Annotated in this window: 16 protein-coding genes; 4 read left to right on the top strand and 12 right to left on the bottom strand. The window is 40.8% G+C overall.

Annotated features, from left to right (window positions below; translation table 11 throughout):
- Positions 1-306: 306 nt before the first annotated feature.
- Entirely contained in the window at positions 307-606 is a 300-nt protein-coding gene (locus ACWF5P_RS18140; RefSeq protein ID WP_434169655.1) for an amidohydrolase family protein, read from the top strand.
- Positions 607-764: 158 nt separating this feature from the next.
- On the opposite strand, the gene ACWF5P_RS18135 is transcribed toward ACWF5P_RS18140, so the two are convergent.
- Positions 765-1760, bottom strand: coding sequence for a D-cysteate sulfo-lyase (locus ACWF5P_RS18135; protein WP_434169479.1), 996 nt, complete (start codon positions 1758-1760; stop codon positions 765-767).
- A gap of 673 nt (positions 1761-2433) precedes the next feature.
- Here ACWF5P_RS18135 and ACWF5P_RS18130 point away from each other — a divergent pair.
- Together ACWF5P_RS18130 and ACWF5P_RS18125 are read left to right on the top strand one after the other, a co-directional pair.
- Positions 2434-2556, top strand: coding sequence for a hypothetical protein (locus tag ACWF5P_RS18130; RefSeq protein WP_434169478.1), 123 nt, complete (start codon positions 2434-2436; stop codon positions 2554-2556).
- A 15-nt stretch (positions 2557-2571) separates the two neighbouring features.
- The gene (locus ACWF5P_RS18125; RefSeq protein ID WP_363320583.1) at positions 2572-2976 is read left to right on the top strand and encodes an FCD domain-containing protein; all 405 of its coding nucleotides are present in this window, start codon (positions 2572-2574) and stop codon (positions 2974-2976) included.
- Positions 2977-3250: 274 nt separating this feature from the next.
- Here ACWF5P_RS18125 and ACWF5P_RS18120 read toward each other — a convergent pair whose 3' ends face one another.
- The 11 genes from ACWF5P_RS18120 to ACWF5P_RS18070 form a co-directional block, all read right to left on the bottom strand.
- Positions 3251-4210 (bottom strand): VOC family protein, encoded by a 960-nt coding sequence (locus tag ACWF5P_RS18120; protein WP_434169477.1) that lies wholly within the window; start codon positions 4208-4210, stop codon positions 3251-3253.
- 40 nt (positions 4211-4250) lie between these two features.
- Complete coding sequence (locus ACWF5P_RS18115; protein WP_230176370.1) at positions 4251-5039, bottom strand: SDR family NAD(P)-dependent oxidoreductase; 789 nt, start codon at positions 5037-5039, stop codon at positions 4251-4253.
- 42 nt (positions 5040-5081) lie between these two features.
- Positions 5082-5591: an aromatic-ring-hydroxylating dioxygenase subunit beta gene (locus ACWF5P_RS18110; protein WP_076371322.1), complete on the bottom strand. Its 510-nt coding sequence runs from the start codon at positions 5589-5591 to the stop codon at positions 5082-5084.
- Positions 5592-5613: 22 nt separating this feature from the next.
- Positions 5614-6915: an aromatic ring-hydroxylating oxygenase subunit alpha gene (locus ACWF5P_RS18105; RefSeq protein WP_230176371.1), complete on the bottom strand. Its 1302-nt coding sequence runs from the start codon at positions 6913-6915 to the stop codon at positions 5614-5616.
- A 38-nt stretch (positions 6916-6953) separates the two neighbouring features.
- Complete coding sequence (gene nadX / locus ACWF5P_RS18100) at positions 6954-7739, bottom strand: aspartate dehydrogenase (RefSeq protein WP_452445137.1); 786 nt, start codon at positions 7737-7739, stop codon at positions 6954-6956.
- Between the two features lie 16 nt (positions 7740-7755).
- Complete coding sequence (locus ACWF5P_RS18095) at positions 7756-9201, bottom strand: aldehyde dehydrogenase family protein (RefSeq protein WP_101221935.1); 1446 nt, start codon at positions 9199-9201, stop codon at positions 7756-7758.
- Between the two features lie 12 nt (positions 9202-9213).
- Positions 9214-10902 (bottom strand): thiamine pyrophosphate-binding protein, encoded by a 1689-nt coding sequence (locus ACWF5P_RS18090; protein WP_434169475.1) that lies wholly within the window; start codon positions 10900-10902, stop codon positions 9214-9216.
- Positions 10903-10932: 30 nt separating this feature from the next.
- The gene (locus ACWF5P_RS18085) at positions 10933-11724 is read right to left on the bottom strand and encodes an SDR family oxidoreductase (RefSeq protein ID WP_101221933.1); all 792 of its coding nucleotides are present in this window, start codon (positions 11722-11724) and stop codon (positions 10933-10935) included.
- A gap of 101 nt (positions 11725-11825) precedes the next feature.
- Complete coding sequence (locus ACWF5P_RS18080; RefSeq protein ID WP_434169474.1) at positions 11826-12764, bottom strand: VOC family protein; 939 nt, start codon at positions 12762-12764, stop codon at positions 11826-11828.
- A 123-nt stretch (positions 12765-12887) separates the two neighbouring features.
- On the bottom strand, positions 12888-13421 hold the full coding sequence (locus tag ACWF5P_RS18075) for a cupin domain-containing protein (protein WP_260357540.1): 534 nt from the start codon (positions 13419-13421) through the stop codon (positions 12888-12890).
- Between the two features lie 272 nt (positions 13422-13693).
- Positions 13694-14509, bottom strand: a complete 816-nt coding sequence (locus ACWF5P_RS18070) for an IclR family transcriptional regulator (RefSeq protein ID WP_452445136.1) — start codon at positions 14507-14509, stop codon at positions 13694-13696.
- A 1393-nt stretch (positions 14510-15902) separates the two neighbouring features.
- On the opposite strand from ACWF5P_RS18070, the gene ACWF5P_RS18065 reads away from it, so the two are divergent.
- Entirely contained in the window at positions 15903-17195 is a 1293-nt protein-coding gene (locus tag ACWF5P_RS18065) for an MFS transporter (RefSeq protein WP_452445135.1), read from the top strand.
- The last annotated feature ends 147 nt before the right edge of the window (positions 17196-17342 follow it).

The raw sequence follows: 17342 nt of genomic DNA, 5'->3' as shown, positions 1-17342 counted from the left end.
CTCCCCTATTCCGTTAGATAATTACTTTCTCAAAGCACATTATAAAACATACGTTCCCTCATTACAAATTCCTTATTAATCATTTTATTTTGAGATTAAACTTTCAGTCTTTTTGAACGTCCATTGACTTTATATTTAAATGGATAACCAGGTTTAAATCGAATACTGGACGGTAAGTTTGTGACTGCAATTTAATGGACGTGGTTCAAATCTTCCTACTACTAGCTATACACAACAAGAATCACTACTTAATAATAGTGGGTAATTATGTTATTAATATATTATAAATTCTGTGTTGGTTAGGAGATAAAGCCATGCAAAAATAAGCTTAGTATAGGTCGTGCAGTAACGAGATTCGACAGCAGCGGGGAAATGGTATGGCATCCACATGAGTGCATCACACTGTCCGAAGCATTGAAAACTTATGGTACTTTTAGATATGAGGAACTGGGTACATTAGAAGTAGGAAAACTTGCTGATATCATAGTATTAGAACAAAATCTCTTTGAAGTACCAGCAGAAGAAATTCCTAATACAAAGGTACAGCTAACGATTGTTGATGGAAAAGTTGTTTTTGATCATACGACGATTTTAATCGATAAGTAAAATAGTCATTAAAAGAGGATTCTACAATTGTAGAATCCTCTTTTGTCCATGGACAATTGTCAATTCCGCTACCAATGCGTTAGAGATATGTTTTTCGCTTAATAACCATGCCTCTTTATTGAAAAAAGTGGGATTAGGCCGCCTGCATGATAAGTACTTCAATTAAATAGAGAAGTATTGGCATATAAAGATGAAGCACCACCAGAGTGAACAAATAAGATGTTATCCTCAGGCTTAAATGTGCCTTTTTTTATTAAATCAATGAGTCCCGCTGCCGCTTTACCCGTATATACCGGATCCAGCAATATCCCTTCTGTTCTTGCCATGAGTTTGACTGCTTCCACCATTTCAGGTGTAGGCAAAGCATAACCCGGCCCGACATACTCATCAAGACACGTAACAGCTTCACGAGGAATTGAATTTGGAATGCCGATATGTGTTAAAGTTTCTTTAACAAGCTGAAAAACTTTCTCTTCTTGTTCCGCTTTTCCTCTGCTTACGTTTATTCCAATTACTGATACTCCACTTTGATTGCCATGAAATCCTGCCACCAAGCCAGCATGCATTCCCCCACTGCCGCTTACACAAATTACTGCTTTCAAATTAATCCCTTGCTCAAAGGACTGTGCCAAGATCTCCTGAGCGCATGCAACATATCCGGTTGCACCAATGACGTTGGATCCACCAACCGGAATGATGTAAGGTCGGTGTCCTTTCCCTGTTACCTCTTTAGCCACTTTCTGCATTTCTTGCATTAAGTCCGCTCCATTAGGTACAACTATAATTTGGTCTGCCCCCAATAAATGATAGAGAAAATAGTTACCGTTAAAATCCGGCTCTGAATTTTTTGAAAGTCCCTCTTCCAACACAAGGATGCATTTCATTTTCTCTTTAACCGCAGCAGCCAGTGTCAAGCGGCAATGATTTGACTGAATGCCTCCACATGTAATCAACGTATCCGCGCCTTTTTCCAATGCATCGGCAACAAGGAATTCCAGTTTTCTTGTTTTATTTCCCCCAGCCGTCAAACCAAGCATATCATCACGTTTAACGTAAATGGATGGTCCACCAAGAACATCAGAAAAATGACCTAATTTCTCAATTGGTGTATATGTCGGTGTATATCTCTTTCTAGGAAATTGTGCTAAATTCATTTTAAAACTCCTCCTGTATCCTCTATGTAGTATATTAAAGAAAATATCAATCTGATGTATTCTTTTCTTTAGTATAAGCTTCGATTTCAATCATAGCATCTTTATGTAATCGAGCAACATGAATCTCACTTCTTGCATGGTAATCTGTAAAAAGAATCCCCATATACATCATTCATCACGGCAATGTGACCCATATCAACCGATGATAATAAAACAACTATGAGCTTCCTCTTACTCTATGACACCCTTGTTTCCCCAAAAGTATCAGGCAGTTCCCCAGTTCAGCATAGATGGGGACTTCCCTGATTTTATCCCCTGCCAATATGGACAGATAGCCTTGTGAGCGTCTTTAGTAATAATAGTTTCATCCATTCCATTGAATTGTATAAATAATCAAAAGTATGAAGCATTGAAATGACTTCAATCGGTTTAAGATAAAATAAATACACTTGTATATAATTGGATTTTAGAAAGGAGCACCATGGAAACCAATCACTATCATTTATTACAGATCAAATAGAACATTATTCTTCTTAGCCCTTAAGGGAGCAATATTTTTTGTTATCAAAAATGCGATCATTGAAGGGATATTGCCTGGGGACCGTTTAACGGAAGATGATATCGCCCAGCAATTCAATTGAAGCCGTACACCGGTTCGTGAAGCTTTGAGGAATTGGAACAGGAAAATTTGCTTCAGGTGAAACCTGGTATAGGGATGGTCATATCAAATGTGGATATTGAACTTTTACAGCAGGAATTGGAAATCAGGAAAATGCTCGAAAACTATTCGATATAAAAAGCTTGTGAAGGAATTACGGAAGAGGAATTTAAAAAACTGGAATGGGCAACGGATAAACTGCAACAGGCAATTAATAGTAATGAACGAATAGCGGCAAGCCGTGCGAACATTGAATTTCACCGCTTATTATATTCTTACTCGAGAAATAACTTTCTCCAAAGGACTACGGATTCATTATGGCTTTCTTTTCGAATTTCCTTTTTATCCGCCCGTAATGAAGATGTTACAATGGTTGATAAATCTTGGTATGAGGAACGAAACAACGAGCACTTACAGGTAATCCATGCCATTCGTGACAAAGATGCAGAAAAAGCAATAAAGGTCAATACGATCCATATCCAAATGATATTACCTAGATTACATAAAGCTTGTATCACAATAAAATTTAATAAATGGGTTCCTTTTTGTGTTTTTTAATAATATTAATATTATGAATTATTTTTCATTTCCCCATTTGTTGTTAAATTTTTCACTTTCATTCACTGTACAAGGCCATGGTTGAAGTCCCCTTCCCGACCATTGCCTTGTATGCTTTTTACGGTTTCGCTTCTAGTTAGTTAATCAGCTGATCAGGTAGGAAAATAGCCAGGTTTTCGATTGAATGACCGCTGGGGTTCTTATTCCTAATTATGTAAGTTCCATTTACCCAGACAATTCATCCGAACACCTTTTGATGATCATTGTTACCTGTTTACTCATCAAAACGTTCTAGCAATTCAATAATGACTTTATAGGTCGATGTTGTATCAATATAGGCATATCGGCCTTTTCCGTTAAAAAAGTTACCTGTCTGTATGACAGGATAGCCCATTTCTTCTAACGTCTTCATTTTAGCCTCCATGTCTTTAACGACAAAAGAGATATGGTGAACACCCTCACCATATGTTTCAAGATGGTCTTTCCACGTACTGGGTGATTCACCCGGCTCGATTAATTCAATTTGAATTAACGGCGTATCGATGAACATATATTTTGACTTACCTTCAGTGGGCTTCCCTTTGTAAATCACGTTTGTAATATCGGTTGAACCAGAATGGATGATTTGAGGTTTTTCAATCCCCAACAACTTACAATATGCTTCTGCAGCCGCATCGAGGTCTTTTACAACTAACGCAATCTGTTCCACTTTGTTAGTCCCTAATAGCGGCTGAACGCTAGCATCTTCTGGTCTTTCCCATTCCGTTTCTCTCGGCTCCGAACTTTCAAGCATTTCAATTAACGTTTTGTGATCATTTAGTGTATCCACATATACATATCGGCCGTCACTTGAAGTGAATTCTCCCGTTTGCAAAGCTGGGTATCCACTTTTCTCCATGATTGGCAGCCTTTTTTGGATAGAGTCTACATCAAAAGCAATATGGTGAATCCCTTCACCCACTTCATCCAGGAACTCACGCATCGTTCCTGGATTTTTATCGGGTTCTATTAGTTCAAATTGGACGGTTGGTGTATTCAGAAAAGCCAGTTTGGATTGTGATTCCGTTGGTACACCTCTAAAGGTGACTTTCGAAACAGAACTGTCACCAGTTAGAAACGGTTCTGCCTTCTTAATGCCCAGCAATCTTGTGAAAGCTAGATTAACAGCATCAATATCATTTACAACAAATGCGAGTTGATTAATAATCCTATTGCCCAATAGTGATTCAGCCATACCTATAAACCTTCTTCCGGTAGTTTATTTTGTTATGAACTCAACCTAATCCGCGAACTGACAATCCTCCATCACTGGAGATGACTTCGCCGGTGATGGCACGAGCAGCGTCAGATGCTAACAGGACATAAGCAGCTACATGATCTTCGGGCATCTGTGCAAGCTGAAGAGGGTTTCTTTTTTTAATGCTATTGGCCTTCGTTTCATTATCCACGATTTTAACGAATGGACGTAGGGGAGGAATGACCGATAATGCTGTCAGAGTGCCACCAGGCGCTACAGCATTCACCCTTATGTCAGGAGCAAGTTCAAAAGCAAGTTGGCGCATCAGCCCTATTTGGGCATGCTTGCTTGCTGTGTACCAAACCCCGCCGCCATCCGGATAGAAACTAGCACCGGATACGGTGAAAATAATATTGCCATTCGATTTTTGCAGTTCTTTAAGAGCGGCTTTAGCACCAAAGAAAGATCCTTTAACGTTAATATCGATCAGAAAATCAAATGCTTCTGAAAGTGCATCTGGCGTTACGTCGGCAAATTTTGCAAATCCATCAAAGACTCCTGCATTGGCAACGAAAACATCCAGCTTTCCAAATTGCTTGACAGTGGCCTGAACAGCCCTCTCATTGTCTTCATATTTACTTACATCACCTTGGTTAATGAGGATTTCTTCACCAAATTCCTCTTTCATTTTATTTAACGTTTCTATCGAGCGTCCGATAATGCTGACTTTTGCCCCTTCTTGTATAAAACGTCTAGTGACAGCCTCTCCTATACCTGAATTGCCTCCAGTAATCAACACTACTTTATCCTTTAACGCCATTGCCATTGTAACCAGCCTCCTTGTTATCTCTTTTTATTCAAGTCAATATTATACGAAGATAGCAAGATTTCTGGTATTTATCGTTGATTGATCAACAATGAATATCCGTTTTGAAAGTTTCCATTTACCTTCTTCGAAAATGAATTCATCATTTCGTTCCCCTGAAATCAAATCATGCTGAATATCCGTGCTGCGGCTCCGATAGATAAGCAGATAGCTCTTGACGACTGCCTTTTCACCTTCAACATAGTCTTTAACGCGTACATTTGAGACAAAACGCCGTGTTCTTGATGGCGGTATTTCCGCCCATGCATAATCCGTTTTCAAACGATCCACTCGCAGTTTCAGCAGCTCAATATCATCATTAAATGTAAACATTTCCGTTGAATAATCCGGGCGTTCCACCCCTTCTTTATTAACACGTACAGGCATTTGATAGCGTAAGCTCGAGTGCATTAAATCGAACCAATCATCAAATTCAATATCATCCAATAATTGAGCTTCATCATACAGCCACTGTTCAAATTCACATTTGAGCAACATTTTCTCCACATTCATTTCCGTTCCCCCCTCCCACTTATCATTTCGTCATCAACTCAAGCCAGTATTTGTAAAAATTCCTCTGGCTCGCTTCAGTGAATTTATCATCGTATGCAACACCAGGTCCTATAAAATCAACTGGTTCACGATGAAGACCCATTGTATAATTGTAGGTTAGATTCTTTAGGAAAGGCATTGGGCCTTGGGCTGCTTCAGTAATATCCGTAAAAACTTCCGTATCATCCTGTTCAAAAATACCGGATGGACTAAAAGTCAAGATAAATGAATCTCTTGATCTATCTTTCCAATCTTGGGAGGCGTTCTTTTCCACGAGCATCCAAGCGATCACTTCCATTTTATTGTGACCGATTGGCCGCCACATCCTTATTGAAGTGTTGGAGATGAATTGGTCTTTGATTTTTGTATGGGATATTAAAAATGATAAGTTAGGGAAGACATTCCCAATCATATTCTTTAAGTTTGATAACACTCCATATTGTTCTTCAGACAAATTAGTTTTAAATTCATCTTTCAATTCTTCCGGGAAAGCGAAGTCAGGATTAGGTGTCCCTAAGTTTAGTCCATGCCCGTTATCCGTATGGATTTGAAAACCGCGCTTTGAATAGGTAGCATTGGGCACCATGCCCAGTTTTGCAATGGATCCGTGTGTGACCATCGTATGATAGGAATCACCAACAAAGTTATCGGAACCAACTTTCCAGTTGGAATTAACAACGAATCTTTGCGGAACCCCGATCACTTCCATTTCTGCACGTCCTACAAGGATATCCAAATACCATTTAATGTCTCCAAGAAACTCTTCAAGTGGCTCTGCATCTTCATTCCAAGTTCCAAATAAAAGACCTTTATAGGATTCAAGCTTCACTTTGTGGAGTCCCATTTCCGAGCGGTCAAGGTTCCCCCCATATATGTCCTTTTGTAATGGCACTCCTACGAGCTCACCAGTGTTTTTAAAATTAAACCCATGGTAAGGGCACGTAAATAATGACTTGTTCCCTTTATCTGCACGGCATAGTTTCATTCCGCGATGGGTGCACATATTATAAAACGCCCTGATTTCCCCTTCAGCATCACGAGTTATGATGAGCGAGTAGCCAGCAAGTTCACGGGTCATGAAGTCTCCTTTGTTCGGTACTTCAGATTCATGACCGATAAAAACCCATGTTTTCAAAAACACTTTTTCATGTTCTATATCATAAACTTTCGGGTCTCCAAGGAGGTATGCAGGTATAACGCCTTCCTCTGGTTTAACCGTTTCGTTCAAATAGTTAACAACTTGCTGTTTCGACATTTCTTCTAAGGATTTTTCAGTTTTAAGCATACTTTTTCTCTCCCTTCCAAGCTTTACATCATAATGCATTACCCGATTTGAACGCTCTTTTCCTTATTTTGCAGAGTCGCCAAAACACTTAATGCCGCTAGATAACTCGTTTTCGGATTATTAGGCATCGGATCATTTTCCACTTCCAGTTTCAGTTTCCCGAACGAACCTGACGCTTCTATCAGGTGATTGTTTTTTAACACATTTGGATCGGCAATGATTTTCACTTTCGTCTTTTCTGATCCAAGACCAGCCATAGACAGCACAATCGCAACATTAATGTTTCTCGGAAACTGTTTTATCGCTTCCGCAGCAGATCCTTCAAATAATAACGTTTCTTCTGTCACTGAAGACCCTACGGGCAATGCGTTTGGCGGTTTTCTTGTGGTGATGCAAACAGATTCAAGGCCATTCACCGCTTTTGCCGATTTAAGTAAATCGAGACCTCCAATCGCACCAGACGGAAGGAGAATATTCACGTTATTCAATTTACAAATCTGGTTTGATTGTTCTTCAAAGGCAGAATTCGCCATAACGCCAATGCTGCTTAGCAAGAGATCCTTCCCGCTTTTAAGCACTTTCAATGCATACTCTTCAGCTGCTTCTATCGTTGCAGCCTCTATGACTAAATCTACATCGGATTCAAGAAGTTCGTCGACATCACCATATGACTGTGTCCTGAATTCTTCTGCTAGTTGTGAGGCAATTTCTTCACGGCGGGCATAAATCGCAACGATTCTCCCACCTGGAAGATGCCCGTCGTTATTAATGGCCTGAAGCAGAAATTTTCCGATATTACCGCACCCTATTAAACCTAACTTCATGTAGTTTCATCCTTCCTCAATCAGCAAACCCGTATGAGTCCGCAAAGAATTCCAACCCGCAATGTCTTGTTTCCCGAGAAACACCGCTTTCTTTTAAGCCAGGGAAATCCAGGGCCAAGTCGCTGAAAACGGTATGATTATTATGGAAAACAGCACCAGCTTCAAGACGATCTGCCATTTCGACAGCGATATCTTCATTCTCGGTCCAAACAGATGCACGCAGCGCAAACTCACTATCATTCGCTAATTTTACAGCTTCATCAATATCTTTGAAAGGTAAAATTGGAATGATGGGCCCGAATTGTTCCACTCGAACCAATTCGCTCTGCTGATTGACGCCAGTAATAATGGAAGGAAGCATATAATAACCTTTATCCCAAGTTTCCGGATTCAGCTGGATGCCGGTTGTGATTATATTTCCTCCTGACTTAGCGGTACGTTCGATCAAGCTATTCACAAAGTCATATTGTGCTTTATTATTCAATGGACCCATAGTTACATCAGGCTGAATGCCATCACCGATTACCATCCGGCTAAACTCTTTGGTCAGCTTCTCCACAACTTCATCATAACGTGATTCTTGGACATACACTCTTTTTACAGCAGAACAGACCTGACCCGCAGCTCGTAAAATCCCCATCCTCAAACGTTTGATAGCCGCTTCATCCATATTGGCATCTTCCAAAATGATGGCAGGATCATTGCCGCCAAGTTCCATATATACTTTTTGCAGATTTCCAGATGATTTCTGCATGATATCTTTCCCGGTTTCCGTACTTCCGACAAACGCCAATGTCCGTACGCGTGAATCGGTACATAGTGTGTCGCCGATTGCTTTTCCAGATCCTGAGACTATATTGATGACTCCTGGAGGGAAATGTTCGGCAACTACTTTTAAACAGGTCATGATCGTTAAGGGACAATTCGTTGCAGGTTTTACGACAACGGCATTGCCTGCCAAAACAGCAGGTATGACCCTTTTAAAGGTTAATATCATCGGAGAATTCCATGGTGTGATTATTGCCGTGACACCTCTTGCCCTTCTTCGGATTTGGACTTTTTGTTTTCCTGGGAGGACTTCAGGCTTCCACCAATCAAGTAACTCTGCTGCACAGCCCTTCATGACTTCAACACAGCGCAATAAATCCTTTTTAGCTTCAACAAGTGTTTTGCCATTTTCACGTACAAACACTGTAACATTTTCCTCGATAACTTTTGAAAGCTCTTCTGCCGCAGTATTCATACGGGTTGCCCGTTCCCCGATATCAGAGCGGGACCACGTATCAAAAGCATTTTCCGCCGCTTCAATTGCGTCATTCACGATTTCTTCAGAGCATTTTGCCACCTGGCCAACTACTTCCGATGTATTTGCCGGATTCACTACATCGACTTTTTCCGGTAATTCTCTCCATTCTCCATTAACTAGATATTTTCCTGAAACAAATGGGTATGTCGAAATCATTCTCAATCCTCCTTATAGTTTTTTTGGCTTGAATGCTTCTGCAGCTCCTGGCGGTCCGCCAAATGGCTTGGCCATTGGCCCCACAGCTTCCATATCAACAACGATCATTGAAGGTTTACGTCTTTCCTTAGCCTTTTTCAGTTCGGATATGAATTCATCTCCAGAACCAATACGCACCGCTTCAAAATGCATGGACTCAGCCAGTTTCACAAAATCAGGGCTCAATAAATCCACGGCTACCTGCCGGCCATATGCGGCTGTTTGAATATTGCGAAGAACCCCATAGCCTGAGTCATCGAATAATACGATAATAACTGGTAAGTTTTCTTCGGCTGCCGTAACCATTTCCCCGACGTTAACCATGAACCCACCATCTCCAGCCATAAGAACGACGGTTTTATCTTGACAACCCATTTGGGCACCGATTGCTGTTGGAAGACCTTGACCAATTCCTCCCCCTGATGCATGAATGGATGTTCTCGGTTCATAGATTTCAAATAAACGGCTGCCCCAAACGTTTGCCTGAACGGTTACATCACGGACTAGAATAGTATCGTCTGGTAATATATCCCTCATGCCATCCACAAATTGCTCATAAGGTCCAAGCGTTTCCCTGAGTTGGGCACGTACTTCATTTCTAAGCGAAAGAACTTCTTGTAAATAAGATGGCTCCGCATGAACTGAATGTTCTTCAAGCTTTTCAATGACGGCAGCAAGCATATCTTTTGCATCGCCAACTAATCCTAACGTGGCTTTATAGTTCCGGTTAATGGCCTGCCAATCCGCATCGATCGCTATATGTTCTTGTGGCACCGGTACTTTCCAGTTGGATGTTTCATTCCCCCTAAACCTAACACCTACGCTAATCAATAAATCTGCATTTCTTAAAAACTCTTTAGTTGTTTCATATGCCGCAAAATGTCCTATGCATTGTTCATGGTTTTCTGGAATCGAACCTTTTCCTGACTGACTGGTTATAACCGCTGCACCAAGGATTTCCGCTAATTTTTGCAGCTCTTGCGAAGCATTGGCACTGATGACTCCACCACCGGCCCATATCACAGGACGGCGTGCCCCCACTATTTTTTGCACAGCTTGTTCAGGAATGAATGGCAATGGATTTGTTTCAGATGTTGAAGCTCGTAGCCCTTCGAGTGAAAGATCTTCTATGATCGCCGATTGATAGTCGATGGGAATTTCCAATGTAACCGGGCCCGTTGGTGCAGTTAACGCTTCTTCGATTGCCTTCCTAACTACTGCTGCGGTTTGATCAGGGTTTCTAAGCCTCACTGCATTTTTACAAGCCCCGCTCATCATTGAAAGCTGGTCTTTACACTCATGTATGTATCCTTTGCCTGTACCAAGATAAGAAGAAGCCACCTCACCTGTAAGGTGAAGAAGGGGAACACCAGCTGCCCAAGCTTCCACCAAGGAACCAGCAGCATTTCCTGCCCCTGTTCCAGTACTGGTAATCACTACACCCAATTTCCCAGTGGCGCGGGCATATCCATCAGCCATGTTTACGGCACCGCTCTCACCGCGTGAACATATAAGTTTGATGCTCCCTTCTCTAAGAATTGCATCATAGATGGGCATATTGTGAATGCTGACAATCCCGAAAGCTGCTTCCACTCCTGCTTGAACAAGCTCCTTTACGATGGAATCGGCGGTCGTAAACTCTATTTCTTCTTTTATTTTCATCGCGTTATCCTACCTTTTTTAGTAATATATTTATAGTGCCTTTCCAATCGCTCCTGCCGTCTCAATCGTCGAACCCGCTACATAACTTGCTTTGTCTGAAGCAAGGAAAACAATGACACTGGCCACTTCTTCCGCTTCGCCTACGCGGCCGAGGGGGATATTCCGTTTTTTCGCAAGGTCCCCGTAATACTCTTCAGGGTCCATATCAGGCGCATTTTTCAATCTTCTTCGCTCCCATTGATCAGTCCGGATCAATCCAAGACTCACTGAATTGACCAATATATTGTCAAAGGCCAATTCCTGGGACAAGGTTTTGCTTAAATTAAGGAGGCCAGCCCTTGCTGCTGCAGTCGCTACCATATGACGTTCAGGTTCTTTAGCAAGCGTCGCATTAATATTAATAATCCGCCCTCCTCCCCTTTTCACTAAATGAGGATGCGAAGCACGAACTGCATATATGATGGCAAAGAACTTTAACTGAATCTGTTCTTCCCACTGCTCATCCGTTATGTCAAAAAAGTGACCCATCACGCTTTGACCGGCTGCATTCACCAATATATCGATTCCGCCAAACCTCTCAGCGGTACCATTAATGAAAGAATCCACATCCGATTTTGAGGTGACATCACATGTTGATGCAAAAATATCTGCCTTTTCACCAAATGAGAGTAATTGACTTTGTGCACTTTCCATACGCTCAGCGCTTCTGCCGCAAATAGCCACTTTCGCTCCTTCAGCTAAAAACATTTCTGCTGTTTTTAATCCCACGCCCGACGTGCCGCCCATAATGACAGCCACTTTTCCTTGCAATCCTAAATCCACTCTCTTCACTCCTTTTCAAAGCCATTTTCCTCAAATGCTGTCCTTTAATCTACAAGAAGCTAACTACGCGCAAGAATCATGGGAGGAAATCAAAATCCTCCTCATTTTTCCGCCATGACAGAACCATCTATATGAGAATCAACCCATCCTGGATCGGGATCTCCTCCCATTGCTTTGCGGGCTTCAGGTTTCGGCGGCCCTGCAATCCCCCACTGATCCATTAAATGCGGAACCCGTTTCCATACACGTGCTCTCCACTCAGATTCATCTTCGATCGTTTCCAGATAACATGTATACTCCATAACAAAACCGCCTGGGTCTTGAAAATAACAGAAAATATTGTCTCCAGGCCCATGACGTCCAGGTCCCCAAAGTTCTGACAAGCCCGCTTTTCGGACATTGCTTATTCCTCGCATCAGTTCATCCACGGAATCGACTTCGTATGCGATATGATTGACTGACGCATGCTCATCTTGATTGAAGGCAATGGAGTGATGCTTCCTGTTGCACCGCAGGAATGACATTTGGTGCTCACTCCAATCAGTAACTTTAAAACCGAGTACGTCCGTATAAAACTCAACGATCATATCTAAGTTCTTCGTGTTCATTACAACATGATTCAGTTTCACTGGATCGACATTTTTCTTGCTCCAAATAGACGTTTGCACTTCCACCCAAGCCGAGAGCTCAATCACGCGATTTTCCGGATCAATAAACCGCAGGCCATAACCTGCACCTGCTTCATCCAAATATCCAGGTGGTTCAATAATTCGAACGCCCTTCGATTGTAGAATCCCCGCTGCACGATCCACAGCATTTTTATCGACCATTCCAAAAGCTATATGGTGCAATCCTCGTTTTTCTCCCTTGTGAAGGCTTAAAATATGATGTTCCGGTCCAGCACCGCGGAAATAAACAGTATTCTCCTCTCCCGGAACATCCACTCTATCAAGTCCCCAAACCTTTTCATAAAACTCTGCTTGATCGTCGAAATTCGGAGTTATCATGCTTATATGTCGTAAATGAGTAATCCCAAGCATTTTTATACCTCCCATAATTTGGATTTACCTTTAGATAATTTGCATTGGCCATTATTTAACAATCTAATCGAAAAGGGCGCCTCATTAATTTTCATAATGCAGGTGCCCTTTTCGGCTAAATGATCAGTCTTTAATGATGGCTTCTCTTTCTTTAGAGCGTTGTTTACGCAGTTCTTCCAGTTCACTGCCTTCAGGATAAGTCGGTAAATTAGGCTTCACTGCCCCTAGCATCACGAGCATGCGTGCCTCTACATCCCCGTCATTCCTAATTCCGCGATAAACCCCAGGTGGGCTGCTGATGCAGTCTCTCGCACTTAATTTAATTTCATGCACTTCACTGTAGCTGTCCTCTTGAATTAGTGCCGTGACTTCACCCTCAAGAATGAAAAACACTTCTTCAACATCGTCGTGAAGATGCAAAGGACCGATACATCCCGGAGGAAGCACCATTGTACTTAAAGTGAAATGTTCACCTGCAATTACATTCGTATCGTTATTGGCAGTGGCACCACGTCCGATATATCTCATCTGTGCACGTCTATAAGCGGGATCAATTTCTTCTTGGAACTTCAAGACATTCCAATCAAGAGTACGGTCTTTCAATCGGGCAACATATTTTTTTTCAAAATCCTTCACTGAGAAAGCTTCTTTTGTCATTTTAAAATTCCTCCCTTATTTGTTGTTTCTAAACCCCAATATGTTTCATAAGCAAAACATTGTTTTGTCTATGAATTAAGTCTAAAATGAAACCGCTTCATTGTCAATGAGTTTTTAGAATATTTAAAACTATTTTTATAAACAGAACGCTCACCACTATGGGATAAACTTGTAACGATTTGCTTTTCTTAACACAAAAAAGTGTGGATTCCCTATTGGGAGATCCACACTTTCGAAAGAGGTTATTCACTTATTAATCGATTTTATATCGTTCAGACATCTTCGTGTTGATAAGGCTTTCCCCCGCTATATCCCATATAACCGGATAACTGCCGAGAAACTTCCAACAGTTTCGGCAAGGCAATTTTATCGATGAAATCCTCCTGGTAAGCAGATTCTGTTGCCACGACATTCAAGGCAGCCAATACTTTCCCAGTCCTGTCAAAAATCGGGGCGGCAACGGAACGGATGCCAGGGTGGAATTCTCCGCTTGTCATCGAATAACCATTTTGCCGAATCGATTCCAGCTGTTTTTGAAATTCCCCAGGGGCAGTTAGTGTTTTGTCTGTATAAGGAGTTAGGTTTGAGATTTTGAACATTTGCATTAGCATTTCTTTCGGTTGATATGCCAAAAGTAATTTTCCGTTGGCCAAAGCATGTGCCGGCAGCCGCAAACCTATGTTCACATTGACAGCGGATACACCTCTGATCGGGGCACTTCCAACATAAACAACTTCCTGTCCATCCAAAATGGACAAATGGCAGGAGGCTCCGATTTCATCACGTAAGGTCTCCATATAAGGTTGGACAATTTCCTGGAATTTCAAGCTATTCAAGTAGCTGAATCCCAATTCAAGAACTTTAGGAGTTAAACTATAACGTTTGGTATGTTCATCCTGAGACAAGTAACCAATATTTTGTAATGTGAATAATAAACGATATGGTACTGTTCTGCTTACTCCGAGTTGTTTTGCTATTTCTGAAAGAGACAAGCTCGGCTGTACTTCATTAAAGAGCTTAATGATTTCCAAGCCCCTAACCAATGAATTAGCACTATATTTCTCTTTCTCTTTTTCTTCGCTTGCCATTTGAGTATTCCCCCCGTTGTGAATAAATCTCATTTTCTCCTGACTATAACCCAAGCTTTCTTCATACCTAGAAAGAAGAACTTGCAGTATATGTACATTTTTTTCTGATCGTTCATTTGGTGAATGTTTTGATGCATACTTCAATTGTTGCCTGTTTTCTTTAGCTTCCTTAACACCCCTGGATCCTGCTGCAACTTAAATGGCCTATCTTCCCGTGTATAATGGAAAACCCGGAATTAGGAATCAATTTTTAAAATATGCTTGACTCACTATCAGGTCTGACCTGATTCAGTCACTACACAAGACACTGTCGGGACAGATATTGAAGATAGGATGTCCATTTGTTTTAAATTTGATATAGAGAAGGAAAATGACCAGTATCCTGACGTGAGCACTTGTGCTTCCCTAACTAGCCATAACATTTGGCGTCAGGAGTGCACTGCCCTCTGCTTTGCAAGTTCATCCGATCACATTTCGATGGATTGTAATCAAATCAGAAGTTTCCGTTTACTTTCCTTCATGTTAACAACAGCTGTCCAACGAGTCACATCAGATATAATCAACGCTTTCACCACTTCCGGAAAACGGCTAGTAAAAGCCAAGAGCGATACCCGAGCTGGTGTCACCGTGTTTCCCAACACTGCAGGATAACAATTGCAATTCCTGATAATGAATCAGGCAGTACTCTAATTGGCAACCATTTCTACCTTACAATCCTTTACTCTTCATGTATAAATAGAATAGTGTATATGTGTCAATTAAAGCATATTTACATATATAAAACTATTTGGAATGCTCAGCGTAATTGACGTATCGAAAGACCAGCTCTTTGTTACACAACCAAATATAACCAATTATAAAAGTAAAAACAAATAAATTTTAATACATCGATATTCTTTGCCAACAAAATTTTCCATATTAAGTATTTCATATATAAAACAATATAAATGAATTATAGATTTTCCTGATTTTAAATTCAATATCAACAAGTCAGAATTTTTAATAATTTGATAATAATTTGTTTTTTGGACACAAAGTATTAGATTACTTCCATTTTAAGTACTTGCTTGATGGAGTTCCTACTCAATAGGATGAAACAGAGTTCGCCTTTGGACTGAAAGCGCTTATAAGATTATTTATTCTAAAAATAGAAAATTGTCAAAATATTAAATTGACAATCAAATTATTTTAATTTATCGTTAAGAAAGTAAAACTTTGTTTTCCTTACAAAACACACTATTCCTTTTTTTCTATCAAAATTATAAAGAAAGGCGGGATTTAGCTCTTAAATGAATAATCAAAACTAGTACCTTTCTAAAGGAAAACCGTAAAACACTTATTCTCAAATATAAGTATTTTGCGGAATGCTAAAGAGCGATAAGGAGATGGTATTATGTTAAATGGGCAAAAAAGATGGTTGTATATTGCCGTTCCAATTTTTTTCTTTTGGTTTTTCGGACAAATTGATAAGGTTGGCATTTCCATCATTCAAACAGATCCAGAATTCTTGCATGCACTAGGTATGACAGGCGATGACAAAAATGCAAAGATCGGTCTTCTATCTTTTGTATTCACCATTGCTTATGGAGTTTCAAATCTTTTTTGGGGCTTCATCATTGATAAATTAGGTGCACGAAAAACAGCCATCGCCGGTTTATTCGTTTGGACACTCACGATGATTATGTCAGGCCTGGCAAATTCATATGAAATATTTTTAATTAGCAGGATAATTCTTGGTTTTGGTGAAGGGATGATGATTCCGGTTTCCGGAAAGCTCATTTCTAACTGGTTTCATAAACGCGAATTGGGTAGGGCCCAGGCATCTTGGCTCACCGGAAACTATTTAGGACCGGCAATGGGAGCCGTAGTTTTGGTGCTCGTGATATCTTTACTCCACTGGCAAGCAGCTTTCTTTATGCTTGCAGCTTTCAACTTATTTATAAATATCCCGATGTTCATCTTTATGACGAGGAATACACCAGAAGAGCATCCCCGTATAAGTAAGGAGGAATTGGCTTTCATTCGCCAAACGGATGATGAAATGAAAGAAACCGCCCCCTCCGAGAACAAGAAGAGTTTCGCACAAGATTATCGTTTCTGGATCGTTTGGTTCGGCATGCTCGTATGCTCCTTCTTATTTTTCGGAATCAGCATTTGGCTTCCTACATACCTCATTGAAGCAAAAGGATTCGAAAAGGAAGGAATGTCGAGCATTACTTCTCTTTCCTGGCTATTCGCTCTAGGATTTGTCTTGGCATGCGGTTTTCTGGCTGACAAAACCAGACGTCCAAGTTTGATGGCCACGATTCTATTTTCATTGACGGCTGTCTTTTTGACGGTAGCTGTCTTCATCCCGAATCCTATTTTGGCCGGACTATGTATGGGACTGGCAATGGGATGTCAAGGCGGTGTGTTCCATCTAAGTAATATGCTCATGGTAAAATACTCAACACCTGAAACAGCAGGACGAGCCGCTGGTCTAATTGGATTCACGAATATCATGGGCGGCTTTTCGAGCTATATCATGGGATGGCTTCGTGACTTGTCCGGCGGGGACTTCAGTTCATCGATCGCCATGCTGATTTTTACAGCCTTCTTAGGCTTGGCAGCTTATTTATTCTCCATTAAGAGAGAATCCGCAGAACTGCGCTTATCACCTTTACCTGTACAAAAGATACAAGCATGAAGTCGTTGCAAAATCAGTTTTATGACCTAAATCAACAAAAAAACCCTTGAATTATCAAGGGCTTTTTTGTGCCTAAAATCAAGTCGGTACAATATCGTTCTTTTTGCATTTCCCGATAAAATTTTCCACCGCTTATTCCGAATCAAT

The sequence above is a fragment of the Peribacillus sp. NPDC055009 genome, assembly GCF_053608705.1.
The sequence above is the reverse complement of the archived record's forward strand: the minus strand, read 5'-3'. Positions and strand labels throughout refer to the sequence as shown.